The following is a 24708-nucleotide window of genomic DNA, read 5'->3' as shown; positions in this document are numbered from 1 at the left end:
GTCCGCTGCGGACCGCGCGGAGCTCCTCCCGGCTCAGTGGAAGGTGTGTTCCTCGGCGGGGAACGCCCCGCCGCTGACGTCCTCGGCGAAGGCGCGGGCGGCGTCGCCGAGCGTTTCGCGGAGGTTGGCGTACTGCTTGGTGAAGCGCGGCACCTTGCCGCCGGTCAGCCCGGCCATGTCGGTCCACACGAGGACCTGTGCGTCGGTGTCGGGGCCGGCCCCGATCCCGATGGTCGGGATGTGCAGCGACCGGGTGACCTCGGCGGCCAGTTCGGCCGGTACGAGCTCCAGGACGACGGCGAAGGCGCCGGCGTCCTGCGCCGCCTTGGCGTCGCTGAGCAGCTGGTGGGCCGCTTCGTCGGAACGCCCCTGCACCCGGTAGCCCATGGTGTTCACGGACTGCGGGGTGAGCCCCAGGTGGGACATGACGGGGATGCCCGCCTGGACGAGCAGCTCGGTCTGTGCCAGGGAGCGCTGGCCGCCCTCCAGCTTGACGGCGGTCACGCCGGCGTCCTTGATGAGCCGGGTGGCGTTGCGCAGGGCCTGGACGGGCCCTTCCTGGTACGAACCGAACGGAAGGTCGCCGACGACGAGGGCGCGCTTGGTGCCCCGGACGACGGCGGCGGACAGCAGGGTCATCTCGTCCATCGTGACGGGCACGGTGGTGTCGTAGCCGAGGTGACAGTTGCCCATCGAGTCGCCCACGAGGATCACCGGGATGCCGGCCTCGTCGAAGACGGAGGCGGTCATCGCGTCGTAGGCGGTGAGCATGGGCCACTTCTCGCCGCGCACCTTGGCGGCGGCGATGTCGTGGACGGTGATGCGGCGCGTGCCCTTTCCTCCGTACAGCGCCTTGCTGCTGTCGGCGGGCTGTTTCTGGGCAGCCTGAAGCGTCATGGTGAACGGCTCCTCTTGTCATCTCGAGGCGCCCTGTGGCGTCCCCGGACCACATCCATGGTGGCACTTCGGTGGGGGGGCGGGAAAGTGGGCCGGAGTGGCGCTGTTCACACCGCGGTCACGTAAAGACTTCCTCTTGGTTTTCAATACGAGACGGTCTCGTATCGAAAATGCCCTAGGGTGGTGGGCATGTCACAGCCGTCCACCGCACCCGCCGGGCCCCGTGCTCCCGAGGCCGTCCACCGGCGCCGCTGGGTCGTCCTCGGCGTCCTGATGCTCAGCCTGCTGATCGTCGTCCTCGACAACTCGATCCTGAACGTCGCGGTCAAGACGATCGCGGTCCCCGCGCCCACCGGAATCGGCGCCACCCAGAGCGAGCTGGAGTGGGCCATCAACTCCTACACGCTCGTCTTCGCCGGCTTGCTCTTCACCTCCGGCCTGCTGGGCGACCGCCTCGGGCGGAAGAGGGTGCTGCTCTTCGGCATCACCGTCTTCGGCATCGGCTCCGCCCTCGCCGCGTTCTCCGGCTCCCCGGGCGAGCTCATCGCCTACCGGGCCGTCATGGGCCTCGGCGCCGCCTTCGTGATGCCCGCGACGCTCGCCGTGCTCATGAACGTCTTCGAACGGGACGAGCAGCCCAGGGCCATCGGCATCTGGGCCGGCAGCGTCGGCCTGGCCATCGCCATCGGCCCCATCACCGGAGGAGTCCTCCTCGAACACTTCTGGTGGGGCTCGATCTTCCTGGTCAACGTGCCCGTGGTGCTCCTCGCCCTCGTCCTGATGGCGTGGCTCGTGCCCGACTCCCGGGACCCGAACCCCGGCCGCATCGACCTGCCCGGCGTCCTGCTCTCCGTGGTCGGCCTCGTCCTCCTGGTGTACGGGATCATCCGCGGCGGCGAACTGGCGGAGCTCACCGACGTCACCGTCCTCGCCCCGGCCCTCGGTGGCCTCGCGGTCCTCGTCCTCTTCGTCCTGCACGAGCGGCGCAGCGACCACCCGGCCATCGACATGGGGTACTTCAAGAAGCCGGCCTTCTCGGCGGCCGTCGCCGCGATCGCGCTCGTCTTCTTCGCCCTGATGGGCGTGACCTTCTTCTCCGCCTTCTACCTGCAGAGCGTGCGCGGCTACAGCGCACTGGAGTCCGGTCTCCTCATCCTGCCGCTGGCCGTGGCCCAGATGGTCTTCGCCCCCCGGGCCCGACTCGTCGTCGAACGCTTCGGCGCCCGTGCCGTCTGCACCGGCGGCATGCTCCTCGTCGCCCTCGGCCTCGCCGCCTTCGCCCTCTTCGACGAGACGACCCCGGTCTGGGTGCTGGAAGTCGTCTTCTTCGTCCAGGGCGCGGGCATGGCGCACATCATGCCGCCGGTCACCGTCGCGGTCATGCAGACGCTGCCCCGCGAGAAGGCCGGCTCCGGCTCCGCCCTCAACAACACCTTCCGGCAGGTCGGCGGCGCGCTGGGCGTGGCCGTCCTGGGCTCGGTGCTCTCCTCCGCGTACCGGGGCGGCATCGAGGGCCACCTGGGCGGTGTCCCGGAGGCCCTGCGCGACACGGCGGGCGAGTCCATCGAGGCCACGCTCGCGGTCGCACAGCAGCTCGGCCCGGCGGGCGAGGACCTGATCGCCCCCGCGTACACCGCCTTCCTGGACGCCATGCACATCACGGCGATCGCCTCCGCCGCCATCGGCCTGGTCGGCGCGGTCGTGGTCGCGGTCTTCCTCCCAGGGCGCCCGCCCAGGGACGGACGACCGGACGCGGGCGAGGGCACGGCCCCGGGATCGGTAGCGGCGTCCGGGCCGGTTTCGACCGAGGCCTGAGCGACCGCGGCGACGGGCGTCGGGTGCGTCGCCCAAGGGCGTCCAGGGCGTCCAGGGCGTCCAGGGCGTTCCGAGGCCTCGGGGGGCGTCGGGACCGGGCGCCGCGCTCCCCGCGGGCGCCCGGAACCGACGGCGCGGGAGAATCGGGGGGACGGCAAGCAGTACCCGGACGAGAGACGGAGCGCACGTGTCCCTGCAGGACGGCGGGATCCCCGAACCCCACGACGACCGGCCGGCTCCGGCAGACCGGGGCGGGGCGTCCGTCGCGCCCACCGGGCCCGACCCCGGGCCCGGGGCGACCTGCTCCGCGGCCGCAGCGGACGGTCCCAGACGGGGGAGACCGCGGTCCGAGGCGGCGGAACAGGCCATCTTCGACGCGGTCGTCGGCCTCTTGGAGGAGGGCGTCCCGCTCACCGAGCTGTCCATCGAGCGGATCGCCCGCACCGCCGGGGTCGGCAAGGCCACCATCTACCGCCGCTGGGCCGGCAAGGAAGAGCTCTTCGTCGAGCTGCTCCGCTCCATGGAGCCCCCGGACCCGGTGCTCACCGGTGCCTCGGTCCGGGACGACCTCGTGACGCTGCTGGAGATGCTGCGGCAGCGCGGACTCGCCAAGCGGTCCTCCGCCATGCTCCACAACGTGTTCTCGCAGATGCACCTCTACCCCAAGCTGTGGGAGGCCTATCAGAGCAACGTCGTCGAGCCCCGCCGCCGCCTCGGCCTGGACGCGGTGCGGCGCGGCATGGAGCGGGGCGAGATCCGCGACGACCTGGACGCCGAGCTCGTCAGCGACCTCTTCATCGGGCCCCTCCTGCTGCGCACCGTCATCCGCCCCGGAGCCCCCCTGGACCCCGGCCTCGCCGAGCGGGTCGTCGACGCCGTCATGGAGGGGCTGCGCCCGCGGGCCTGACCGACCCCGTCGGCTGCCCCGACCGGTACGAATGTGCGCGTTCTGTCACAGCCTGCCCGCCCGCGCCACCTGCAGGAACCCGCCGCACTTCCGGGTCGTCCCTGGGGGAGTACACCGGACCCCACATCGCCTAGTGTCGATGTCGGGTCACCGAGTGGGACGGCACGGCAGCAAGGCAGTGAGGACAGTGCGATGGCACGCGTGGACATGACGGAGACCGGACCCGGCGGCGAGGAGGGCAAGCGCTCCCGGTCCCGGGTCCGGGCCGCACTCGACGGGCTCCGCCGCGATCGCGGGATCTGGCGCCGAGGCATCCTGCTGGCGCTCACCGCCGTGGTGCTCACCCTGTTGATGGTGTTCCACACGGACATTCCCAACCGCATCGGGAACGTGGGCAGTCTGACCGAGACCTTCCTGCCCTGGCTGGGCGTCTTCGTGCCGCTCCTCCTCGTGCTCGCCCTGGTGCGCCGCTCCGCCACCGCACTGATCGCCCTGCTGCTGCCGGCCGTGGTCTGGCTCAACCTCTTCGGCGGTCTCGTCGCCGACAAGTCGGTCGCGGGCGGTGACCTGACCGTCGCCACCCACAACGTGAACGCCGACAACCCCGACCCCGAGGGCACGGCCCGTCAACTCGTCGCTTCCGAGGTCGACGTGCTCGCCCTGGAGGAGCTCAAGGGCGACATGGTCCCGGTCTACGAGAAGGGCCTCGCCGAGGCCTATCCGTACCACTCCGTCCAGGGCACGGTCGGGCTCTGGAGCAAGCTCCCGCTGCGCGCCGCCCAGCCCGTCGACATCCGCCTGGGCTGGACCCGTGCCATGCGTGCCTCCGTCGTGACGCCGAAGGGCGAGGTGGCGGTGTACGTCGCCCACCTGCCGTCCGTGCGGGTCAAGTTGAACGCCGGCTTCACCGCCAACCAGCGGGACACCAGTGCCAATGCGCTCGGCGAGGCGATCGCCGACGACCAGCACGAGCGGATCGTCCTCCTCGGCGACCTCAACGGCACCATGAACGACCGCGCGCTCAGGGCCGTCACCTCGCAGCTGCGCTCCACCCAGGGCGCCGCCGGCGACGGCTTCGGCTTCAGTTGGCCGGCCTCGTTCCCGATGGCGCGCATCGACCAGATCATGGTCAAGGGCATGGAGCCGATGTCGTCCTGGGCGCTGCCGGAGACCCGGAGCGACCACCTTCCGATCGCCGCCCGCGTGAAGCTCTGACGGGCGGGGCGCCCTCCGAGGTGCCCTTCGGCGCCCTCCGGGAGGCCCGGTGCGGGCGGAGTCCGCGGCCCCACCCCCGGCCGCGGTGCGGCCGGGGCCCGCCACGGCTCGGTGGAAGGCCCCGGACCCCTGCGACGGGGTCAGCCCGACGGTGCCTCCCGCCACCGGTTGGTGATCGGCAGCCGTCGGTCCTTGCCGAAGCCCTTCGCCGAGATCTTCGTCCCCGGCGGGTACTGGCGCCGCTTGTACTCCGCGGTGTCCACCATCCGCAGCGTCCGCGTCACCAACTCCTCGTCGAAACCGGCCGCCACGATGGCGTCCAGCCCCTGGTCCTGGTCCACGTAGAGCGCGAGGACCGCGTCCAACACGTCGTAGTCCGGCAGCGAGTCCGTGTCGACCTGCCCCGGGCGCAACTCGGCGCTGGGCGGCTTGTTGATCGAGTTCTCCGGGATCGGCGGGGTCTGGCCGCGTTCCTCGGCCGCCCGGTTCCGCCACCGCGCGAGCCGGAAGACGGTCGTCTTGTAGACGTCCTTGATGGGCCCGAACGCGCCGACCGAGTCGCCGTACAGCGTCGAGTACCCCACCGCGAGCTCCGACTTGTTGCCCGGCGCGAGGACGATGTGCCCCTCCTGGTTGGAGAGCGCCATCAGCATCGTGCCGCGCAGCCGCGACTGGAGGTTCTCCTCGGCCAGGCCGCCGAGGCCGAGGGCCCCCATGTACGCGTCGAACATCGGCTCGATCGACACGGTGCGGAAGTTCAGCCCGGTCCGGCGGGCCAGTTCGGCCGCGTCGCCGCGCGAGTGGTCGGAGGAGTACTTCGAGGGCATCGACACCCCGTACACGTTCTCCGCGCCGAGCGCGTCGCAGGCGATCGAGGCGACGAGGGCGGAGTCGATGCCGCCGGACAGACCGATCAGGACCGAACGGAAGCCGTTCTTCGCGACGTACGCCCGCAGTCCGATCACCAGCGCCGAGTACACCTCCTCGTCGTCGTCGAGCCGGTGGGCGTGACCCCCCGTCAACTCCGGCTCGTACGCGGGCAGCGGCTCCTCGGAGAGGACCACCCGGTCGACCCGCAGCCCGTCGTCCACCGGGCCGTCGGGGGCCCCCGGATCCGCCGCCGGCAGTTCCAGGTCGAGGATCACGCTGCCCTCGACGAACTGCGGGGCGCGTGCGATGACTTCGCCGGCCGCGTCCACGACGATCGAGTCGCCGTCGAAGACCAGCTCGTCCTGGCCTCCCGTGCTCGCCAGGTACGCGGTGACGCACCCGGCCTCCTGGGCCCGCTTGCGGACCAGCTCCAGCCGTGAATCGTCCTTGTTCCGCTCGTACGGCGAGGCGTTGACCGAGAGCAGCAGGCCCGCCCGGGCGTTGCGCGCCGCCGGCACCCTGCCGCCCTCCTGCCAGAGGTCCTCGCAGATCGCCAGGGCCACGTCGACGCCGTGGATCCGGACGACCGGCAGGGTGTCGCCCTGCACGAAGTAGCGGTACTCGTCGAAGACGCCGTAGTTCGGCAGGTGGTGCTTGGCGAAGCGCAGCACGACCTCGCCGCCGTGCAGGACGGCGGCGGCGTTCTCCGGGGACCCGGCGGGCCGGCCGAGCCTGGGCGCGGCCCGCTCGGAGCGGTCGAGGTAGCCGACGACCACCGGCACCCCTCCGAGCCCCTCGTCGGCGAGCCGCCGGGCGAGCCCGTGCAGGGCCGTCCGGGACGCCTCGACGAAGGAGGAGCGCAGCGCGAGGTCCTCGACGGGATATCCGGTCAGCGCCATCTCGGGAAACGCGACGAGATGCGCGCCCTGCCCGACGGCGTGCCGGGTCCAGTGCACGATCGTCTCGGCGTTGCCGGCGACGTCTCCGACGGTCGAGTCGATCTGATTCAGGGCGAGGCGTAGTTGAGGCACCCGCCCAGTGTAATCGTCAGACCGACACTATGTCCTGGGAAGCGGTGGGGAACCGCACCCCGCCGGGCCGCTCCCCGGTCCCGCTCGACGACGGCACGGGGGCCCCGACGGTCAGGGCGCCCGACGCGGGGCATCCGGACCGTCGGGGCCCGTGGACCGTGCGCCCGGGGTCAGGAGGAGGCGTAGACGCTCGCGCAGAACGCCTTGAGTTCCTCGTCCGACAGGTGCTGGGCCAGATCGGCCTCGCTGATCATGCCGACCAGCCGCTTGTCCTCGATGACGGGGAGCCGCCGGATCTGGTGGCTCTGCATCTCCTCCAGGACGGCGCCCACGTCCGCTCCGGACTCGATCCAGCGCGGCGTGCCCTGGGTGATCTCACCGCAGGTGACCTTCGACGGGTCGTGACCCATGGCCACACAGCGCACCACGATGTCGCGGTCCGTGACGATGCCGCAGAGCCTCTCGTTCTCGTCCGCGACGGGCAGGGCGCCCACGTCCAACTCCCGCATCAGCTGTGCCGCCCGGTCGAGCGTCTCGTGTTCCGGGATCCACCGGGCCCCGGTGTGCATGATGTCCTTCGCCGTGGTCATGGGGTGCGTACCTTTCGTCGAACGTCGTCGTACGAAGTCCCCGAGCACCCTCATTGTCGGGGGACGGTCCGGCCCCCGCGACCGCAGCGGGTCACGGGGGCCGGGACGCCGGATCAGGCCCCGCGCTTCTTCAGCATGTCGGCCATCAGCTTGATCTCGGACTCCTGCGCGTCGACCATTCCCTGTGCGAGGTTCCGCTCGATGTCCACCGAGCACTTCTGGACGCAGCCCTCGGCCATGTGCACCCCGCCCTTGTGGTGCTCGGTCATGAGCTTCAGGTACAGGACCTCGGCCTCCCGGCCGTTCGCCCTGCGCAACTCGTCCATCTGCGTGTCGGTCGCCATCCCGGGCATCAGGGCGCCGTCCAGCGGCCCCGTGTCACCCGAACCGCCCATCCCCATCCAGGCCATCGGTTCGACCCCGGACTCGTTCTTGGGCAGTCCCCACAGGTCGAGCCAGCCGAGCATCATGCCCCGCTGGTTCGCCTGCGTGTTGGCGATGTCGTACGCGAGCCGTCGGACCGCCTCGTCCGTGGTCCGGTCCCGGACGATGAACGACATCTCGACGGCCTGCTGGTGGTGGACCGCCATGTCTCGGGCGAAACCGGCGTCGGCGGAGGAGGAGACCGGGGTGCTCGGGGCGTCCTCGCGGTCGGCGGAGGCGACGGTGACCGCGCCCCCGGCGAACAGCAGCGCCAGGGCGACGGCGGTGACCGCCGCTCCCTGCGTACGGTTGAGCCTCACTGGCCCATCCCCGTACCGCCCTGGCCGTTCGCATCGAGCCCGCCGGTGCAGGCCGCACCCGGCTCCGGGGTCTGCGGACCCTGCACGTACTTGGTGAAGAAGGCGTCGACGCGCGGGTCGTCCGCGCCGTCCACGGTCACCTGCTTGCCCCAGGCGGACAGCATGATCGCCCCGGTCTGGTCGTCCACGGGGCTCATCAGGGAGTACGTGGTCTTGCCGACCTTGTCGGCGAGCTTCTTCACGTCGCCCTGCGCGGCCTGCTTGTTGTACGTCACCCAGACGGCCCCGTGTTCCAGGGAGTGCACGGCGTTCACATCGGCGATCGGCTTCGTGTAGACGTCGCCGTCGCAGTTCATCCAGACCGGGTTGTGGTCGCCGCCGACCGGCGGCTTCATCTCGTAGGTGACGGCCGTCTCGACGTGGTTGCGGCCGAGCTTCTTCGGGTCCCAGGACTTCTCGCCGGCGATCGGGGCCTTGGCGGCGGCCTCCTTCTTGTCCTGCTCCTCGGACTGCTTCATCAGCACGAAGGTGCCGAAGCCGACGAGGCTCAGGACCACGACGGCGGAGACGCCGATGGTGAGCAGGCGGTTGCGGCGCTCGCGGGCCTGCTCGGCGCGGCGCATCTCCTCTATTCGTGCGCGGCGGTCGGCGGTGGCGGAGCGGTTGGCGGCCATGGTGGTGTCGTCCTTCTTCGGGAAGTGGGGTGGAGTTCGGGGGTGGACGTGCGGAGTGGGGTGCCCGCCCGGCGGCGGGGACGCCCGGCTCCGTCACGTCCGCAGAACTTGAAGGACGTGCAGGTCCGGTGCGCGCGGTCGGGCGGCCCCCGGGCTCGCCGGACCCTCACCGGAAGGCAGCGAGAGACGCGGCGGCCCGCCCTGTGCGGACGGCGGGGCGTCGAGCGGCGGCGCGCTGAGAACGGCGGGGGAGAGGGCGGGGAAGAGGGAGCAGCCGCCGGGGTCGTACGGACAGAGGTGGTCGGCGATGACGGCCGTGGTCCGGGGACCCTCCTCGTGGTGGGCCCCTTCCGCCTCCGGGCCGGTCCCCAGACAGAGGAAGAGCGCGGCGAGGAGCGTCGCCACGGCACTCACCAGTGCCAGGGGACGCGCGTGTCGGGACCGGCGCACGAGCCGTGGGGCTCCCATGGGCGCCGATCGTAGTGGGCGGGGGGCCTTTGTGGGCCGAACGGGGTGGCACTGGGCACCGGCGACCGGGTGGACACGCACCCCGGTCCGGCCCTTCCCCCGTTACCTCGGTCACACCCGAGCAGGCAGTATGGGTGTGCAACGTGCGCGAAACCATGTGGTGGGATGCTCAGGTGCCCCCCGATGCATCGGAGGCGGTGGGAGCAGGCGGCCTGACCAGCAAGGATGGGTGTGGAAATGGACAAGCAGCAGGAATTCGTGCTCCGTACGCTCGAGGAGCGCGACATCCGCTTCGTGCGCCTGTGGTTCACCGATGTGCTCGGCTTCCTCAAGTCGGTCGCGGTGGCCCCCGCCGAGCTTGAGCAGGCCTTCGACGAAGGCATCGGCTTCGACGGCTCCGCGATCGAGGGCTTCGCCCGTGTATACGAATCGGACATGATCGCCAAGCCGGACCCGGGCACCTTCCAGATCCTTCCCTGGCGCGCCGAGGCCCCCGGCACCGCCCGGATGTTCTGCGACATCCTGATGCCGGACGGCTCGCCGTCCTTCGCCGATCCGCGCTACGTCCTCAAGCGCGCCCTCGCCAAGACCTCGGACCTGGGCTTCACCTTCTACACCCACCCCGAGATCGAGTTCTTCCTGCTGAAGGACAAGCCGCTCGACGGCACCCGGCCCACCCCGGCCGACAACTCGGGCTACTTCGACCACACCCCGCAGAACGTCGGCATGGACTTCCGCCGCCAGGCCATCACGATGCTCGAATCGATGGGCATCTCGGTGGAGTTCTCGCACCACGAGGGCGCGCCCGGCCAGCAGGAGATCGACCTCCGCTACGCCGACGCCCTGTCGACGGCGGACAACATCATGACCTTCCGACTGGTCATGAAGCAGGTCGCCCTGGAGCAGGGCGTGCAGGCCACGTTCATGCCGAAGCCCTTCTCCGAGTACCCGGGCTCGGGCATGCACACCCACCTCTCCCTCTTCGAGGGCGACCGGAACGCCTTCTACGAGTCGGGTGCCGAGTACCAACTGTCGAAGGTGGGCCGCTCCTTCATCGCGGGCCTCCTCCGCCACGCGGGCGAGATCTCCGCGGTCACCAACCAGTGGGTCAACTCGTACAAGCGGATCTGGGGCGGTTCCTCCCGCACGGCGGGTTCGGGCGGCGAGGCGCCCTCGTACATCTGCTGGGGCCACAACAACCGCTCCGCCCTCATCCGCGTCCCCATGTACAAGCCGGGCAAGACCGGTTCCTCGCGGGTCGAGGTCCGCTCCATCGACTCGGGCGCGAACCCCTACCTGACCTACGCGGTCCTTCTCGCGGCCGGTCTCAAGGGCATCGAGGAGGGCTACGAACTCCCGGCCGGTGCCGACGACGACGTCTGGGCCCTCTCCGACTCGGAGCGCCGCGCCATGGGCATCGAGCCGCTCCCGCAGAACCTGGGCGAGGCGATCGCCCTCATGGAGAAGAGCGAACTGGTCGCGGAGACCCTCGGCGAGCACGTCTTCGACTTCTTCCTGCGCAACAAGAAGCAGGAGTGGGAGGAGTACCGCTCCGAGGTCACCGCCTTCGAACTGCGGAAGAACCTGCCGGTGCTGTAGCCGCAGCTCAGGGCGGGCAGGGCCCGGAACGACGGTCGGGGCCGGCGGTCAGGAACCGCTGGCCCCGGGCCGCCCCCGGGCCGTGGGACCCGCGCCCACTCCCGCCGCAGGGGGAAAAGCCGTTGTCCGGAGCGCGGAGGACGTTCCAGACTGCCGCGGTGAAGATCGCCCCCGTCGCCACCGAGCGGCTCCTGCTGCGTCCCCTGACCGCCTCCGACGCCGAGCGCACCGTCGCCCGGGTACCGGCCCCGGGCGACCTGTGGGGCGACGGGTACCCCCTGGACGGGGACGTCCGGGCCGCCACCGGCTTTCTGCGCGGGGTCGCCGAGCACGGCGACCCGGGGGTGTTCCGCCCCTATGAGGTACGGCTCCGGGAGAGCGGCGTCGTCGTCGGCGGGATCGGCTTCCACGGGCCGCCGGACGAACTGGGGGTGGTGACCGTCGGGTACGGCCTCCTGCCCGACGCACGGGGGAAGGGGTACGCCTCCGAGGCGCTGCGGGCGCTCCTCGAAGTGGCCAGGGCGGCCGGTGTCGCCGGAGCCAAGGGCGACGCCGACCTGGACAACCCGGCCTCGCACCGGGTGATGGAGGCCGCCGGGATGCGGTGCGTGGCCGAGGCCGGGGGACTCCGCCACTTCTACCGCGGTTTCTGAGGGAACGGCCCGGACTCCGACGGCACCTTCCGCACGGAGCGGTACTCGGAATCAGCGCTCCGAGAGCTCCGACGGGGCTTCCTGCACGACCCAGCCGTTGCCGTCCGGGTCCGAGAAGGTCATGAACGAGTTCCAGGTGTCGCCCTTGCCGTCCTCCCAACCCGTCGCACCCACGTGCCTCACCGGCGAGACGACGACTCCCCGGCCGGTGAGCTCCGCCCGCGCCGCCTCGATGTCGGTGACGCAGAGTTGGAGGCCGTGCAGGCTGCCGGGTTCCATCTCCTTGCCGTCCGGCATCGGCGGCATGCCGCTCAGCAGCGTGATCGAGCAGCGCGAGCCCGGCGGGGTCGCTTGGATGATCCGCAGGCCGGGCGCCACTTCGCTGTCCAGGTCGATCGTGAAGCCGCACGCGTCGCCGTAGAACTCCTTCGCCCGGTCCATGTCACTGACGGGCACCGGGATGACTTCCAGGGTCATGTTCATGGGGTCACGGTTCCGTACGGGAGCGCCGCGTGCACCCGGAACCGGGTCAACGAACCGTCGGCGTCCAGTGCAGCCGGCCGTCCAGACCGATCGCCGCGACCCCGTCCGTTCCGGCGTCCGGCGCGCCGGAGAACAAGAACTCCTCCAGGGTCCACACCGGTCGCGCCCCCGCCCGGCCGTGCGGTGCCGTCGCCAGGAAACCGGTGCGGGAACGGACCGCGAGCAGCCCGTCGCCACCGCTCACCGGGCCGAAGCCCGCGACACCGGCACCGGTGAGCTCGGTGACCGGGGAGATCGGCCCCGTGCCGGAGAAGTCGGCGCTCCGCAGGTCGCCGGAGGCGGGCTTGCGGAACCAGAGCCGCACTCCGTCGCCGTTCGGCGCCGCGCTCGCGCTCAGGGCCAGGGTCGTCGGCGGAAGGCCGGTCGCCACCGGTCCCGTCAGCGGCCCGCCGGGGCTCCGCTGCCCCCAGGCGAGGACGGTGGCCGGGGTGCTGGCGAAGACGTACCCGCGGCCGTGCGCGTCCGTCGCGGCCACCGGGTCGCCGTACACGTCCGTGCCCCCCAGGACCCGCCACGGGCCCCAGTCGCCGCCCGTCCGCTGCTCGCGCACGGTGAGCCGGTGCCGGCTGTCGCGCAGGACCAGGGTCGCCCGGCCGTCGGCGGCCACGGTCACGGCGGGTGCGCTGATGTCCGAAGTGCCGTCGGCGTCGTTCCGCTCGGGCGTGCCGAGCGAGTGCCACGGGCCGAAGCCTGCTCCGGGCGCCGACTGGACGGTGCTGACCACCTCGCGCCGGTAGGCGGACGCCTCGCCGCCGAGGACCGTGCGGACGCCGAAGACGGATATCCGGCCGTCGGGCAGGGCCACGGAGGTGATCCCGCTGTCCAGGCCACCACCGGGCAGCAGCTCCGGCCCCTGCCAGGCCACGGCGTCGGCCGGCTTCCGCCAGGTCGCGAGGCGGCCGTCGAGGACGGAGAAGGCGTGCAGTCCGCCCGCCGGGTCGCGCTGGACCCAGGAGGTGGACGTGCCCCGGGCGTACCGGACGGTCTGGGTCCAGCCCCGCCCGGCGGGTCGCGCGGCCACCTTCAGGTCGCCGCAGCCGATGCCGACCCCACAGTCCTGCACCCCGTCCCACCAGGAGTACGTCTTCAGGGTCCGCAGCTTCGCGTCGGCCGTCTCGGGGTCGAGGGTGTGCGGCAGCACGCTGGTCGGATAGCCCAGGTAGTTCTGCACGCCCACGTGCGGATGCCCGGGGAGTTCCGCGTACCGGGCCAGCGCGGCCTGCACGAACCGCGCCCCGAACAGGTGGTCCTGGTGGTCCCGGAACTTTCCGCCCCCCGGGTACGTGCCGGGGCTCGGGTCCTGCATCCGCACGAAGGTCGGCCGGAACCGCTCCAGGAGGTCCGTCAGCGTGGTGACGACCTGCTCCTTCGTGTAGGTGAAATCGGCGGTGACCGGGGTGCCGCTGGAGCGCTGGGAGCCGAGTGCGGCGATCCGGCCGTCCCAGAGGCCGTGGAGGCTGTGCGGCCGGTCGCCGTTGATGGCACCGGCCTCGCGTATCTGCAGCCACACGAGCTTGATCTGCGGCTGTGCGCGCAGGGTGTCCAGCTCGGCGGACCCGCCGCCGGACGTCGGCACCACGGCCCGGTCCCAGGCGCTGGTCCTGCTGCCCGTCGCCATCTCGGCGTACGCGGCGCGGATCCCGTTCTGCCGGGCCTCGGCGTATCCGGCCTTGTCGGGCGTGGCTCCGGCCGCGTCGCGCGGGCGCGCGTTGACGCCGTCGGACTCGCCGGCGGTCAGGTAGACGGAGGTCAGGGGGCTGCCGGAGCGCAGGGACTGGGAGACGTCCGGGTTCATGAAGAACAGGTCGTCGTCCGGGTGGGCCACGAACTGCACCACGGAGACCGGGGCGGGAAGTGCCTCCGTCGGTTCCCCGGTCGGCGCGGTCCGCCCGGCGGCGGGCACCTCCTGCCCGGACCGCGCTTCCGCCGCTCGCGCCCCCGGCCCCCGGGCCGCCCCCGTCGCCGAGAGGACCCCGACGCAGGTGGCGCCCACCAGGGCGGCCGTCACCACCGCCGTGGCGGTCCTGCGGCGGGACGGAAGGGCGGGGCGGCGGAGACGGCGGACGGGCATGGTTCGACGGCGCGCTTTCGCAGAGGTTCGGACGGACGGGCGAGGGGGTCGAAGAGCAGGACGGGCCTTCAAGGAATACGGTTCATCGCGCCTGAAAAGCGACTAATGTGCGAGACGTCACGTGTGATCCGCTGCGATCCGAAGGCCTGGCCGCTTGCGGTGCCCACTCCGGATAGGCTCGAAGCCCCGGGTTCGCCCCTGGGGTGTCGACCTGCTCGGAGGGAGCGGCGGAATGACGGTGCCGGGACGCAGGAGCAGTACGTTCTCACGGCTGTTGCGGCACGGGTTCACCGATCCTTCCGGGGCCGAACGCCTCCTCGACCTGCCGGAACTGGCCGCCCTGCGCGGCGACCCCGTCCTCCTCGACGCGCTCGGCGCCACCGCCGACCCCGACCTCGCGCTGCGCGGCCTGGTCCGTCTCGTGGAGGCGCAGCCGGAGGCCGAACGGCAGACCTTCACCACCACGCTGCTCTCCGCCAAGCCCTTCCGGGACCGGCTCCTCGGGGTGCTGGGGGCTTCCGAGGCACTCGGCGACCACCTGGCCCGCCATCCCCGAGACGCGGAGTCCCTCGTCACGTACGAGGCGGCGGACCTGCACCCGGGGGTCGCCGAGTTCGAGCAGGAGCTCGCCGTGGCCACCGACGAGGTGTCGCTGCGGATCGCCTACCGCCGCTGCCTGCTCGCCATAGCGGCCCGCGACGTGTGCGGCACCACCGACGTCGCCCAGGCCGCCGCGGAGCTCGCCGACCTGGCGACCGCGACCCTGCGGGCCGCGCTCGCCATCGCCCGGACCGCCGCCCCCGCCGACGCCGCCCTGTGCCGGCTCTCCGTGATCGCGATGGGCAAGTGCGGCGGCCATGAACTCAACTACGTCTCCGACGTGGACGTGATCTTCGTCGGGGAGCCGGCGGAAGGAGCCGACGAGGGGAAGGCGATCCAGGCCGCAACCCGGCTCGCCTCCCACCTGATGCGGATCTGCTCGGAGACCACCGTCGAGGGCGCCATCTGGCCGGTCGACGCCAACCTCCGCCCCGAAGGCCGCAACGGCCCCCTCGTCCGCACCCTCTCCTCCCACCTCGCCTACTACCAGCGCTGGGCGAAGACCTGGGAGTTCCAGGCACTGCTCAAGGCGCGTGCGGTGGCCGGCGACCCCGAGCTGGGCGCCCAGTACATCGACGCGGTCTCCCCGCTGGTCTGGCAGGCCGCCGAGCGCGAGAACTTCGTCCCCGACGTCCAGAAGATGCGCCGCCGGGTCGTCGACAACATCCCGGCAGCCCAGGTCGAGCGGGAGCTCAAGCTCGGCCCCGGCGGCCTCAGGGACGTCGAGTTCGCCGTCCAGCTCCTCCAGCTGGTCCACGGCCGCAGCGACGCGACGCTGCACAGCGGCACCACCCTCGACGCGCTCGCCGCCCTCGCCGCCGGCGGCTACGTCGGCCGTGCCGACGCCTCCCAGCTCGACGAGGCGTACCGCTTCCTGCGCGCCATGGAGCACCGCATCCAGCTCTTCCGGCTGCGCCGCACCCACCTCGTCCCCGAGGACGGGGCCGACCTGCGCCGCCTCGGACGCTCCCTCGGCCTGCGCACCGACCCGGTCACCGAGCTCAACAAGGAGTGGAAGCGGCACGCGGCCGTCGTCCGCCGCCTGCACGAGAAGCTCTTCTACCGGCCGCTCCTCGACGCCGTCGCCCAGCTCGCCCCCGGTGAGATCCGGCTCAGCCCGAAGGCCGCCGGACAGCGCCTCGAAGCGCTCGGGTACGCGGATCCCACCGCCGCCCTGCGCCACCTGGAGGCGCTCGCCTCGGGGGTGACCCGGAAGGCCGCGATCCAACGGACGCTGCTGCCCGTCCTGCTGGGCTGGTTCGCGGACTCGGCCGATCCGGACGCCGGACTCCTCGGCTTCCGGAAGGTCTCCGACGCCCTCGGCAAGACCCCCTGGTACCTGCGGCTGCTGCGCGACGAGGGCGCCGCCGCCGAGAACCTCGCCCGGGTGCTCTCCGCCGGGCGCCTCGCCCCCGACCTGCTGCTCCGCGCCCCCGAGGCCGTTGCGATCCTGGGCGATCCGGAGGGCTTGAAGCCGCGCGACCGGGACCACCTGGAGCAGGAGGTCCTGGCGGCGGTGGGACGTGCGGCCGACGCCGAACAGGCCGTCGCCGCGGCGCGCGGGGTGCGCCGCAGGGAACTGTTCCGGACGGCCGCCGCCGACCTCATCGGTTCGTACGGCACCGAGGACAACCCCCGTGAGCAGGACCCGGGCGAGCTCGTCGACCGGGTGGGGAGGGCCGTCACCGACCTCAACGCGGCGACGATCGCCGGCGCCCTGCGGGCCGCCGTGCGCGCCGAATGGGGCGACGAGCTGCCGACCCGGTTCTCGGTCATCGGCATGGGACGCTTCGGCGGCCACGAGCTGGGGTACGGCTCCGACGCGGACGTGCTCTTCGTCCACGAACCCCGCGAGGGCGTCGACGAACAGGAGGCCACCCGGGCCGCGAACCGGGTGGTCGCGGAGATGCGGCGGATGCTGCAACTCCCGACCGCCGATCCGCCGCTGCTGATCGACGCGGACCTCCGGCCGGAGGGCAAGAGCGGCCCCCTGGTCCGCAGTCTGAAGTCCTACCGGGCCTACTACCACCGCTGGTCGCTGGTCTGGGAGAGCCAGGCCCTGCTGCGCGCCGAACCGATGGCCGGCGACCAGGAGCTGGGGCAGCGGTTCATCGAGCTCGCCGACCCGCTGCGGTACCCCGCGGAGGGGCTCGGCGACGACGCGATCAGGGAGATCCGCCGGCTCAAGGCCCGGATGGAGTCGGAGCGGCTGCCGCGCGGCGCCGACCCGACCCTCCACGCCAAGCTCGGGCGCGGTGGCCTCAGCGACGTCGAATGGACGGTGCAACTGCTCCAGATGCGGCACGGCTGGGCGGAGCCGGGGCTGCGCACGACCCGGACCCGTGAGGCCCTCGCAGCCGCCCATGCGGCGGGGTTGATCCCGACGGAGGAGGCGCAGACCCTGGACGAGGCCTGGGTCCTTGCCACCCGCGTCCGCAACGCGGTCATGCTGGTCCGCGGCCGTCCCGGCGACACCTTCCCCTCGGACCCCCGTGAGCTCGCGGCCGTGGGGCGCTACCTGGGGTACGAGGCCGGGCACGTCGGTGAGATGGTCGACGACTACCGCCGGATCACCCGGCGGGCCCGGGCCGTCGTCGAGGAGCTGTTCTACGGGGCCTGAGGCCCGTCCGGTCGGGGCCCGGCCGGGTCAGGTGCCGGAACCGACCTGCTGCTCGGCGTCGTCCTCCGAGCGGTCCGCCCCCCGCGCCGCGGACGGGCCGCCGCGCTGGACGACGCCCACCGGCTCCACCGGTTCCACCAGCTTCGGCAGCCGGTGCGGGCGGGAGCCGTACCAGAAGTAGGAGACGGCGAAGCCGAAGGACAGGCAGAGCACGCCGCCGACCGCGTCCAGCCAGAAGTGGTTGGCGGTGGCGACGATCACCACCAGGGTCGCCACCGGGTAGAGCAGGCCGAGGATCCTCGCCCAGGGGGCCCGGGCGAGCAGGAAGACGGTGACCCCGCACCACAGCGACCAGCCGATGTGCATCGACGGCATCGCGGCGTACTGGTTCGACACGTGCTTGAGGTTGCCCGAGGCCATCGAACCCCAGGTGTGGTGGACCAGGACGGTGTCGACGAAGTCCACGCCGTTCATGAGCCGGGGCGGCGCGAGCGGGTACAGGTAGTAGCCGACCAGGGCCACCCCGGTGGTGGCGAACAGGACCGTGCGGAACGCCGCGTAGCGACCCGGGTGCCACCGGTACAGCCACACCAGCACGCCGATGGTCACCACGAAGTGCAAGGTGGCGTAGTAGTAGTTCATCGAGACGATCAGCCAGGTCACCGAGTTCACGGCGTGGTTCACGGCGTGCTCGAAGGCGAGGCCGAGGGATTCCTCGGTGCGCCAGATCCAGTCGGCGTTCCTGAGCGCCGCGGCCTTCTGCTCCGGCACCGCGTTGCGGATGAGCGAGTACGTCCAGTAGCTCACCGCGATGAGCAGGATCTCGAACCAGATCGTCGGGCGTCGGGGTGCGCGCCCGCGCAGCCGCGCGAACCTTCCCTCGTCGGCCACGATGGGTGACGACGGGGTCGTCCGGCTGTCCAAGCTCTTCACGGTCGTTTCACCCATAGCGAGAGAGTGTGCCAGATCCCTCCCCCCGACCGATCATCCCTCGGTCGGGTTCGGGGTGCACCCGCTCCACCTCAAGAAGGAGTACGGGTCACCGAAGGAGCCGAGGCCGTTGAACCACGAACGACCAGCTCAGGCATGAAGACGAACTCGGAGTGCGGGGCCGGGGTGCCCCCCACCTCTTCGAGCAGCGCCCGCACCGCGGCCTGCCCCATCGCCTGCACCGGCTGCCGGATGGTGGTCAGCGGCGGGTCGGTGAAGGCTATGAGCGGAGAGTCATCGAAGCCGACCACCGAGACGTCCCGGGGGACGTCCAGACCCTGCTGCCGAGCGGCCCGGATCGCGCCGAGGGCCATCATGTCGCTCGCGCAGACGACCGCCGTGCACCCCCGGGCGAGCAGTGCGCCCGCTGCCGCCTGGCCGCCCTCCAGTGTGTAGAGCGAGTGCTGGACCAGTTCCTCGGACTCCTCGGGGGTGAGGCCGAACCGCTCCTGCATGCCCTGTTGGAAGCCCTCTATCTTGCGCAGCACCGGGACGAACCGCTTCGGCCCGACCGCCAGCCCGATCCGGGTGTGCCCGAGCGCGGCCAGGTGCGTCACGGCCAGCCGCATCGCCGCTCGGTCGTCGGGCGACACGAAGGGCGCCTGGACCTTGGGGGAGAAGCCGTTGAGGAGGACGTACGGGACGCCCTTGCCGCGCAACTGGTCGTAGCGCGTCATGTCGGCGGTGGTGTCGGCGTGCAGGCCGGAGACGAAGATGATGCCGGCGACCCCGCGCTCCACCAGCATGTCCGTGAGTTCGTCCTCGGTGGACCCGCCGGGGGTCTGGGTGGCGAGGACCGGCGTGTACCCCTGCCGGGTCAGCGCCTGCCCGATGACCTGGGCAAGGGCCGGGAAGATCGGGTTGTCCAGCTCGGGGGTGATGAGGCCGACGAGCCCCGCACTGCGCTGGCGCAACCGTACGGGCCGCTCGTAGCCGAGCACGTCGAGTGCGGCAAGGACGGATTCGCGGGTGGTGGCGGCCACGCCGGGCTTGCCGTTGAGCACGCGGCTGACTGTGGCCTCACTGACCCCCGCCTGGGCTGCGATGTCGGAGAGCCGCGCGGTCATGAGGATGGACTGTACCGGTCACGGGGCGTATTGCCCACCGGCCCTTCCGCAACCCGGCCCCATCGTCCTCCCGCAAGGCCTTGCAGTCCTTGCGGGCGTCTTGCGGGGTGCGTCACGGGCCTGGAAGGGCCCGCAGGGCCCTGTCAAGCGATCCTTCGGCAACCTTAGGGACACGCGGATGTAACGATCGCGGGTCCTTGCAGAAAGTTCCCGCAAGGTCTTTCGGCTCGTTTTCATCCCTGTTACGTTCCTGGCAACCCGGAGCGCCGCGAGGGAGCGGTCGCATGAGGAAGGTTCCAGCCCCTCGTCCCCCCGGGATCAGTTGAAGGAGTTCACATGCGGCGTGGCATAGCGGCCACCGCGCTGGTCGCCGCCCTGGGCGTGACCCTGGCGGCGTGCGGCGGAAGCGACAGCGGTTCCAACGGCGGCTCGAAGAGCTCGGGCGAGCTCTCCGGCACCGTGACCTGGTGGGACACCTCCACGGTCGGCTCCGAGGACAAGGTCTTCAAGAAGGTCGCCGAGGACTTCACCAAGAAGTACCCCAAGGTCACCGTCAAGTACGTGAACGTGCCGTTCGGCGAGGCGCAGAACAAGTTCAAGAACGCCGCGCAGTCCGGCTCCGGTGCGCCCGACGTCATCCGCTCCGAGGTCGCCTGGACCCCCGAGTTCGCCGACCTCGGCTACCTCGCGCCGCTCGACGGCACTCCGGCCCTCAAGGACGCCGACGACTTCCTGGAGCAGGCCGCCGCTTCGACGAAGTACAACGGCAAGACCTACGCGGTCCCCCAGGTCATCGACTCCATGGGCATCTTCTACAACAAGAAGATCTTCAAGGAGGCCGGCGTCGAGGTCCCCGAGACCATCGACGAGCTGAAGGCCGTCTCCGCCAAGATCAAGGAGAAGACCGGCAAGACCGGTCTCTACCTGCGGGGCGACGACCCGTACTGGTTCCTCTCCTTCCTGTACGGCGAGGGCGGCGACCTGGTCGACGCCGAGCAGAAGAAGATCAAGATCGACGACGAGTCCGGCGTGAAGGCGCTCAAGACCGTCAAGGACCTCGTCGACTCGAAGGCCGCGATCACCGACGCGACCAACGGCTGGGACAACATGCAGGCGGCCTTCAAGGACGGCAAGGTCGCCATGATGATCAACGGCCCGTGGGCCGTCGCCGACACCTACGCGGGCAAGGAGTTCGCCGACAAGGCGAACCTGGGCATCGCCCCGGTCCCGGCCGGCTCGCACGGCCAGGGCGCCCCGCAGGGCGGCCACAACCTCGCCGTCTACGCCGGCTCCAAGAACCTCGACGCCTCCTACGCCTTCGCCGAGTACATGAGCTCGACCGAGACCCAGGCCACGATCGCCAAGGAGCTCAGCCTCCTCCCGACCCGCCAGTCCGTCTACATCAAGTCGGACGTCGCGACCAACGAGATGATCAGCTTCTTCAAGCCGGTCGTCGACAAGGCCGTCCAGCGCCCGTGGATCCCCGAGGGCGGCAGCCTCTTCGAGCCGGTCAAGGTCGAGTACACCAAGGTGCTCACCGGCCAGACCACCCCGGAGGCCGGTGCCAAGGCGATCGGTGACTCCTACCGCAAGCTCCTGAAGGACTGGAAGTAAGAAAGAAGGCAGGCCGGCTCATGGCTGTGGACACTCCCAGCCAGTCGGTGGCGAAGGCCGCGGGCGACCACGTCGCCCGCGGCCGACGCCGCGGAACTGGCACGCCGCGCCGCGCGGCGAAGCGCTCCCTCTCCACCCACTGGTACGCCTGGGCGATGGTGCTCCCGGTGGTGGTCGTGCTCGGCGTGATCATCGGATACCCACTGGTCCGCGGTGTCTATCTGTCGTTCACCAACGCCAACGAACGGAACGTGGCGCGGTCGATCGGCGTCAATGAGCTCCCGGCCACCTATGAGTTCATCGGCCTGGACAACTACACCGAAGCGCTCACCGGCGGCCAGTTCGTCAGCACGCTGATCTGGACCGTCGTCTGGACCGTCTCCTGTGTGGCGATCACCTTCGCCCTGGGCCTGACCCTCGCCAACGTCCTCAACCGCAGGATCGCCGGCCGCTCCGTCTACCGGATGCTGCTGATCCTGCCCTGGGCCGTCCCCGGCTTCGTCTCCGTCTTCGCCTGGCGCTTCCTCTACGACGAGCGCCGCGGCATGCTCAACCAGATCCTCACGGGCGGCGGCATCGACGGCATCCCCTGGCTCAACGACCCCACCTGGGCCAAGTTCTCCGTCATCCTCGTCAACGTCTGGCTCGGCGTTCCGTTCATGATGGTCGCCCTCCTCGGCGGGCTCCAGTCCATCCCCGGCGAGCTCTACGAGGCCGCCGAGATGGACGGTGCGAACGCCTGGCAGCGCTTCCGCAACATCACCATGCCCGGCCTCAGTTCGGTGTCGACCACGGTGATCCTGCTCTCCACCATCTGGACCTTCAACATGTTCCCGGTGATCTTCCTGCTCACCCGGGGCGGACCCGGCGAGGCCACGCAGATCCTCGTCACCCAGGCGTACAAGTTCTCCTTCGAGATCAGTCCGCGCGACTTCGCGCAGTCCTCCACCTGGGGCGTCCTGATCCTGGTCCTCCTGATGGTCTTCGCCGCGTTCTACCGGCGCGTCCTCCGCAAGCAGGGAGAAGTCTGGTGACCACCACGACCCCCACCGCCCCCGCCGCGAACTCCCCGGTCCGCGGACGCCGTTCGCCGCTCGCCTCGGTCGGCCTGCACCTCACCCTGATCACCGCCTCGGTGATCGCCGTCTTCCCGGTGCTGTGGGTCCTGCTGACCTCGCTGAAGCCGGCCGCGTACGCCACCACCACGGACTTCGTCAAGGAGACGACGTTCGAGAACTACACGAACCTGCTGCGGGACACCCCGTTCCTCACCTGGTTCGGCAACTCGCTCCTCGTCGCCGGACTCACCACCGTCATCGGTGTGTTCATCTCCGCCACCACGGGGTACGCCGTCAGCCGCTTCCGCTTCCCCGGCAAGCGCGGCCTGATGTGGACCCTACTCATCACCCAGATGTTCCCGGTGGCCGTCCTCATCGTGCCGATCTACAACATCATGGCGGCGATGGGCCTGCTCAACCAGCCGGTCGGCCTGGTCATCACCTACCTGACCATCGCCGTTCCGTTCTGCGCCTGGATGATGAAGGGCTTCTTCGACACCATCCCGCGCGAGATCGACGAGTCCGGCTACGTCGACGGACTGACCCCGTTCGGCACGTTCTGGCGACTGATCCTGCCGCTCGCCAAGCCCGGCATCGCGGTCACCGCCTTCTACTCCTTCATCACCGCATGGGGCGAGGTCGCCTATGCCTCCGCCTTCATGGTCGGCGACGAGAACCTCACCCTGGCCGGCGGACTGCAGAAGTTCGTCAACCAGTACGGCGCCCAGTGGGGTCCGATGTCCGCGGCCTCCGTGCTGATCGCCGTCCCCGCCGCCGTGGTGTTCCTCTTCGCCCAGCGGCACCTCGTCACCGGCATGTCCGCCGGCGCCGTCAAGGGCTGACGGCCCTGACCACGCCTTCCGCACGCACCTCCTTACCTTCCAGGGAAGACATGACCCAGCATCTCGCCACCCCGGCCGACGCCCCGACCACCGGCACGCACACGGGCTGGTGGAGAGACGCCGTGATCTACCAGGTCTACCCGCGCAGCTTCGCCGACGGAAACGGCGACGGCATGGGAGACCTGGAAGGCGTCCGCAGCCGACTGCCCTACCTCAAGGAACTCGGCGTCGACGCCGTCTGGCTCTCCCCGTTCTACGCCTCCCCGCAGGCCGACGCGGGATACGACGTCGCCGACTACCGGGCCATCGACCCGATGTTCGGCTCGCTGCTCGACGCCGACGCACTGATCCGGGAAGCCCACGAGCAGGGCCTGCGCATCATCGTCGACCTGGTCCCCAACCACTCCTCCGACCAGCACGAGTGGTTCCAGCGCGCCCTGCGCGAGGGACCCGGCTCGCCGCTGCGGGAGCGCTACCACTTCCGGCCCGGAAAGGGCGAGAACGGCGAACTCCCGCCCAACGACTGGGAGTCCATCTTCGGCGGCTCCGCCTGGACCCGCACCGAGGACCCGGACGGCACCCCCGGCGAGTGGTACCTCCACCTCTTCGCCCCGGAGCAGCCCGACTTCAACTGGGAACACCCCGCGGTGCGCGACGAGTTCCGGTCCATCCTGCGCTTCTGGCTGGACATGGGCGTCGACGGCTTCCGGGTCGACGTCGCCCACGGCCTGGTCAAGGCCGAGGGCCTGCCCGACATCGGCTCCCACGACCAGCTGAAGCTGCTCGGCAGCGACGTCATGCCCTTCTTCGACCAGGACGGCGTCCACGAGATCTACCGCTCCTGGCGGGAGATCCTCGCCGAGTACTCCCCCGTGGCCTCGCCCGGCGGGACCCCCGGAGAGCGCGTCCTCGTCGCCGAGGCGTGGACCCCGACCGTCGAGCGCACCGCCCACTACGTCCGCCCCGACGAGATGCACCAGGCCTTCAACTTCCAGTACCTGGGCACCCACTGGGACGCCGCCGAGCTCCGTGCCGTCATCGACGCCTCGCTCGACGCCATGCGCCCGGTCGGTGCCCCCACCACCTGGGTGCTCTCCAACCACGACGTCACCCGGCACGCCACCCGCTTCGCCAACCCGGCGGGACTCGGCACCCAGCTCCGCGAGCCGGGCGACCGGGAGCTCGGCCTCCGCCGTGCCCGCGCCGCGACCCTGCTCATGCTGGCCCTGCCCGGCTCGGCCTACGTCTACCAGGGCGAGGAGCTCGGCCTGCCGGACGTCACCGACCTGCCCGACGAGGTCCGCCAGGACCCGTCCTTCTGGCGCGCCAGCGGCCAGGACGGCTTCCGCGACGGCTGCCGGGTGCCGATCCCGTGGACCGTCGGGGGCCCCTCGTACGGCTTCGGCGCCGGCGGTTCCTGGCTGCCGCAGCCCGCGACCTGGGGCGCCCTGAGCGTCGAGGCGCAGACCGGCGACCCCGGCTCCACCCTGGAGCTGTACCGCAGCGCGCTCGCCGTGCGCCGCGAGCGCCGCGAACTCGGTGCGGGCGACTCCGTCGAGTGGCTGGAGGCACCCGAGGGTGTGCTCTCCTTCCGCCGTGACGGATTCGTCTGCACCGCCAACACCACCGGCCGGGCCATCTCCGTCCCGCTGCCCGGCCGGTACCTCCTCTCCAACGAGGACGTCCGCATCGTCGACGACGAGGTGGAACTGCCCGCCGACACCACCGTCTGGTGGGCGGCGTGACGATCCCCCTGCCGCGGGGCGCCGGTCACGGCGCCCCCCCCCGCGCCGCCCGCCCGGCCCCGGCCGGGGGGGGGGTGGCCCCCCCCCCGCGCGGGG

General features: G+C 71.3%; 20 protein-coding genes. 10 read left to right on the top strand and 10 right to left on the bottom strand.

What is annotated here, in order from left to right:
* Nucleotides 1–33: 33 nt before the first annotated feature.
* The gene (gene panB, locus ACFW2Y_RS22590; protein WP_384882066.1) at nucleotides 34–897 is read right to left on the bottom strand and encodes a 3-methyl-2-oxobutanoate hydroxymethyltransferase; all 864 of its coding nucleotides are present in this window, start codon (nucleotides 895–897) and stop codon (nucleotides 34–36) included.
* A 189-nt stretch (nucleotides 898–1086) separates the two neighbouring features.
* Between panB and ACFW2Y_RS22585 the strand changes: the two genes are divergently transcribed.
* The 3 genes from ACFW2Y_RS22585 (at nucleotide 1087) to ACFW2Y_RS22575 (ending at nucleotide 4834) form a co-directional block, all read left to right on the top strand.
* Nucleotides 1087–2712 carry an MFS transporter gene (locus ACFW2Y_RS22585; protein ID WP_384882065.1) on the top strand — a complete coding sequence of 542 codons (1626 nt, stop codon included), beginning with the start codon at nucleotides 1087–1089 and terminating at the stop codon, nucleotides 2710–2712.
* Nucleotides 2713–2899: 187 nt separating this feature from the next.
* Nucleotides 2900–3619, top strand: a complete 720-nt coding sequence (locus ACFW2Y_RS22580; protein WP_384882062.1) for a TetR/AcrR family transcriptional regulator — start codon at nucleotides 2900–2902, stop codon at nucleotides 3617–3619.
* Nucleotides 3620–3811: 192 nt separating this feature from the next.
* Nucleotides 3812–4834, top strand: coding sequence for an endonuclease/exonuclease/phosphatase family protein (locus tag ACFW2Y_RS22575; protein WP_384882059.1), 1023 nt, complete (start codon nucleotides 3812–3814; stop codon nucleotides 4832–4834).
* A gap of 140 nt (nucleotides 4835–4974) precedes the next feature.
* On the opposite strand, the gene ACFW2Y_RS22570 is transcribed toward ACFW2Y_RS22575, so the two are convergent.
* The 5 genes from ACFW2Y_RS22570 to ACFW2Y_RS22550 form a co-directional block, all read right to left on the bottom strand.
* The gene (locus ACFW2Y_RS22570) at nucleotides 4975–6735 is read right to left on the bottom strand and encodes an NAD+ synthase (RefSeq protein ID WP_384882056.1); all 1761 of its coding nucleotides are present in this window, start codon (nucleotides 6733–6735) and stop codon (nucleotides 4975–4977) included.
* A 170-nt stretch (nucleotides 6736–6905) separates the two neighbouring features.
* Complete coding sequence (locus ACFW2Y_RS22565; protein WP_384882053.1) at nucleotides 6906–7325, bottom strand: CBS domain-containing protein; 420 nt, start codon at nucleotides 7323–7325, stop codon at nucleotides 6906–6908.
* Nucleotides 7326–7438: 113 nt separating this feature from the next.
* Entirely contained in the window at nucleotides 7439–8068 is a 630-nt protein-coding gene (locus ACFW2Y_RS22560; protein ID WP_384882051.1) for a DUF305 domain-containing protein, read from the bottom strand.
* Nucleotides 8065–8742: a DUF3105 domain-containing protein gene (locus tag ACFW2Y_RS22555; protein ID WP_384882048.1), complete on the bottom strand. Its 678-nt coding sequence runs from the start codon at nucleotides 8740–8742 to the stop codon at nucleotides 8065–8067. Before ACFW2Y_RS22555 ends, ACFW2Y_RS22560 begins: the two co-directional genes overlap by 4 nt.
* Nucleotides 8743–8835: 93 nt before the next feature.
* On the bottom strand, nucleotides 8836–9210 hold the full coding sequence (locus ACFW2Y_RS22550) for a hypothetical protein (RefSeq protein ID WP_384882047.1): 375 nt from the start codon (nucleotides 9208–9210) through the stop codon (nucleotides 8836–8838).
* A 237-nt stretch (nucleotides 9211–9447) separates the two neighbouring features.
* On the opposite strand from ACFW2Y_RS22550, the gene ACFW2Y_RS22545 reads away from it, so the two are divergent.
* On the top strand, nucleotides 9448–10809 hold the full coding sequence (locus ACFW2Y_RS22545; RefSeq protein ID WP_360802373.1) for a glutamine synthetase family protein: 1362 nt from the start codon (nucleotides 9448–9450) through the stop codon (nucleotides 10807–10809).
* Nucleotides 10810–10967: 158 nt separating this feature from the next.
* Entirely contained in the window at nucleotides 10968–11462 is a 495-nt protein-coding gene (locus ACFW2Y_RS22540) for a GNAT family N-acetyltransferase (RefSeq protein WP_384882045.1), read from the top strand.
* A 51-nt stretch (nucleotides 11463–11513) separates the two neighbouring features.
* Here ACFW2Y_RS22540 and ACFW2Y_RS22535 read toward each other — a convergent pair whose 3' ends face one another.
* On the bottom strand, nucleotides 11514–11945 hold the full coding sequence (locus ACFW2Y_RS22535) for a VOC family protein (RefSeq protein ID WP_384882042.1): 432 nt from the start codon (nucleotides 11943–11945) through the stop codon (nucleotides 11514–11516).
* A gap of 46 nt (nucleotides 11946–11991) precedes the next feature.
* Nucleotides 11992–14076 (bottom strand): PIG-L family deacetylase, encoded by a 2085-nt coding sequence (locus ACFW2Y_RS22530; protein WP_384882039.1) that lies wholly within the window; start codon nucleotides 14074–14076, stop codon nucleotides 11992–11994.
* 232 nt (nucleotides 14077–14308) lie between these two features.
* Here ACFW2Y_RS22530 and ACFW2Y_RS22525 point away from each other — a divergent pair, with 232 nt between their 5' ends.
* Nucleotides 14309–17296, top strand: coding sequence for a bifunctional [glutamine synthetase] adenylyltransferase/[glutamine synthetase]-adenylyl-L-tyrosine phosphorylase (locus tag ACFW2Y_RS22525; protein ID WP_384882036.1), 2988 nt, complete (start codon nucleotides 14309–14311; stop codon nucleotides 17294–17296).
* Nucleotides 17297–17323: 27 nt separating this feature from the next.
* On the opposite strand, the gene ACFW2Y_RS22520 is transcribed toward ACFW2Y_RS22525, so the two are convergent.
* Nucleotides 17324–18244 (bottom strand): phosphatase PAP2 family protein, encoded by a 921-nt coding sequence (locus ACFW2Y_RS22520; protein WP_384882033.1) that lies wholly within the window; start codon nucleotides 18242–18244, stop codon nucleotides 17324–17326.
* A gap of 74 nt (nucleotides 18245–18318) precedes the next feature.
* Nucleotides 18319–19353 carry a LacI family DNA-binding transcriptional regulator gene (locus tag ACFW2Y_RS22515; RefSeq protein ID WP_384882030.1) on the bottom strand — a complete coding sequence of 345 codons (1035 nt, stop codon included), beginning with the start codon at nucleotides 19351–19353 and terminating at the stop codon, nucleotides 18319–18321.
* A 336-nt stretch (nucleotides 19354–19689) separates the two neighbouring features.
* Here ACFW2Y_RS22515 and ACFW2Y_RS22510 point away from each other — a divergent pair, with 336 nt between their 5' ends.
* Genes ACFW2Y_RS22510 through ACFW2Y_RS22495 form a run of 4 tightly spaced genes read left to right on the top strand, consistent with a single transcriptional unit; the run spans nucleotide 19690 to nucleotide 24612 of the window.
* Nucleotides 19690–20967, top strand: coding sequence for an extracellular solute-binding protein (locus ACFW2Y_RS22510; protein ID WP_384882027.1), 1278 nt, complete (start codon nucleotides 19690–19692; stop codon nucleotides 20965–20967).
* Nucleotides 20968–20987: 20 nt separating this feature from the next.
* Nucleotides 20988–22001: a carbohydrate ABC transporter permease gene (locus ACFW2Y_RS22505; protein ID WP_384882024.1), complete on the top strand. Its 1014-nt coding sequence runs from the start codon at nucleotides 20988–20990 to the stop codon at nucleotides 21999–22001.
* Nucleotides 21995–22867 carry a sugar ABC transporter permease gene (locus ACFW2Y_RS22500; RefSeq protein WP_384882069.1) on the top strand — a complete coding sequence of 291 codons (873 nt, stop codon included), beginning with the start codon at nucleotides 21995–21997 and terminating at the stop codon, nucleotides 22865–22867. Before ACFW2Y_RS22505 ends, ACFW2Y_RS22500 begins: the two co-directional genes overlap by 7 nt.
* Before the next feature lie 50 nt (nucleotides 22868–22917).
* The gene (locus ACFW2Y_RS22495; RefSeq protein WP_384882021.1) at nucleotides 22918–24612 is read left to right on the top strand and encodes an alpha-amylase family glycosyl hydrolase; all 1695 of its coding nucleotides are present in this window, start codon (nucleotides 22918–22920) and stop codon (nucleotides 24610–24612) included.
* Nucleotides 24613–24708: the final 96 nt, after the last annotated feature.

This window comes from Streptomyces sp. NPDC058877, assembly GCF_042742855.1.
In the GTDB taxonomy this organism is placed as follows: Bacteria; Actinomycetota; Actinomycetes; order Streptomycetales; family Streptomycetaceae; genus Streptomyces.
The sequence above is the reverse complement of the archived record's forward strand: the minus strand, read 5'-3'. Positions and strand labels throughout refer to the sequence as shown.

What these genes read in the sequence shown, in the direction of transcription:
- panB (WP_384882066.1), bottom strand. Translation starts at nt 897, where the DNA reads ATGACGCTTCAGGCTGCCCAGAAACAGCCCGCCGACAGCAGCAAGGCG.
- ACFW2Y_RS22585 (WP_384882065.1), top strand. Translation starts at nt 1,087, where the DNA reads ATGTCACAGCCGTCCACCGCACCCGCCGGGCCCCGTGCTCCCGAGGCC.
- ACFW2Y_RS22575 (WP_384882059.1), top strand. Translation starts at nt 3,812, where the DNA reads ATGGCACGCGTGGACATGACGGAGACCGGACCCGGCGGCGAGGAGGGC.
- ACFW2Y_RS22565 (WP_384882053.1), bottom strand. Translation starts at nt 7,325, where the DNA reads ATGACCACGGCGAAGGACATCATGCACACCGGGGCCCGGTGGATCCCG.
- ACFW2Y_RS22555 (WP_384882048.1), bottom strand. Translation starts at nt 8,742, where the DNA reads ATGGCCGCCAACCGCTCCGCCACCGCCGACCGCCGCGCACGAATAGAG.
- ACFW2Y_RS22550 (WP_384882047.1), bottom strand. Translation starts at nt 9,210, where the DNA reads ATGGGAGCCCCACGGCTCGTGCGCCGGTCCCGACACGCGCGTCCCCTG.
- ACFW2Y_RS22545 (WP_360802373.1), top strand. Translation starts at nt 9,448, where the DNA reads ATGGACAAGCAGCAGGAATTCGTGCTCCGTACGCTCGAGGAGCGCGAC.
- ACFW2Y_RS22535 (WP_384882042.1), bottom strand. Translation starts at nt 11,945, where the DNA reads ATGAACATGACCCTGGAAGTCATCCCGGTGCCCGTCAGTGACATGGAC.
- ACFW2Y_RS22530 (WP_384882039.1), bottom strand. Translation starts at nt 14,076, where the DNA reads ATGCCCGTCCGCCGTCTCCGCCGCCCCGCCCTTCCGTCCCGCCGCAGG.
- ACFW2Y_RS22525 (WP_384882036.1), top strand. Translation starts at nt 14,309, where the DNA reads ATGACGGTGCCGGGACGCAGGAGCAGTACGTTCTCACGGCTGTTGCGG.
- ACFW2Y_RS22520 (WP_384882033.1), bottom strand. Translation starts at nt 18,244, where the DNA reads ATGGGTGAAACGACCGTGAAGAGCTTGGACAGCCGGACGACCCCGTCG.
- ACFW2Y_RS22515 (WP_384882030.1), bottom strand. Translation starts at nt 19,353, where the DNA reads ATGACCGCGCGGCTCTCCGACATCGCAGCCCAGGCGGGGGTCAGTGAG.
- ACFW2Y_RS22510 (WP_384882027.1), top strand. Translation starts at nt 19,690, where the DNA reads ATGCGGCGTGGCATAGCGGCCACCGCGCTGGTCGCCGCCCTGGGCGTG.
- ACFW2Y_RS22505 (WP_384882024.1), top strand. Translation starts at nt 20,988, where the DNA reads ATGGCTGTGGACACTCCCAGCCAGTCGGTGGCGAAGGCCGCGGGCGAC.
- ACFW2Y_RS22495 (WP_384882021.1), top strand. Translation starts at nt 22,918, where the DNA reads ATGACCCAGCATCTCGCCACCCCGGCCGACGCCCCGACCACCGGCACG.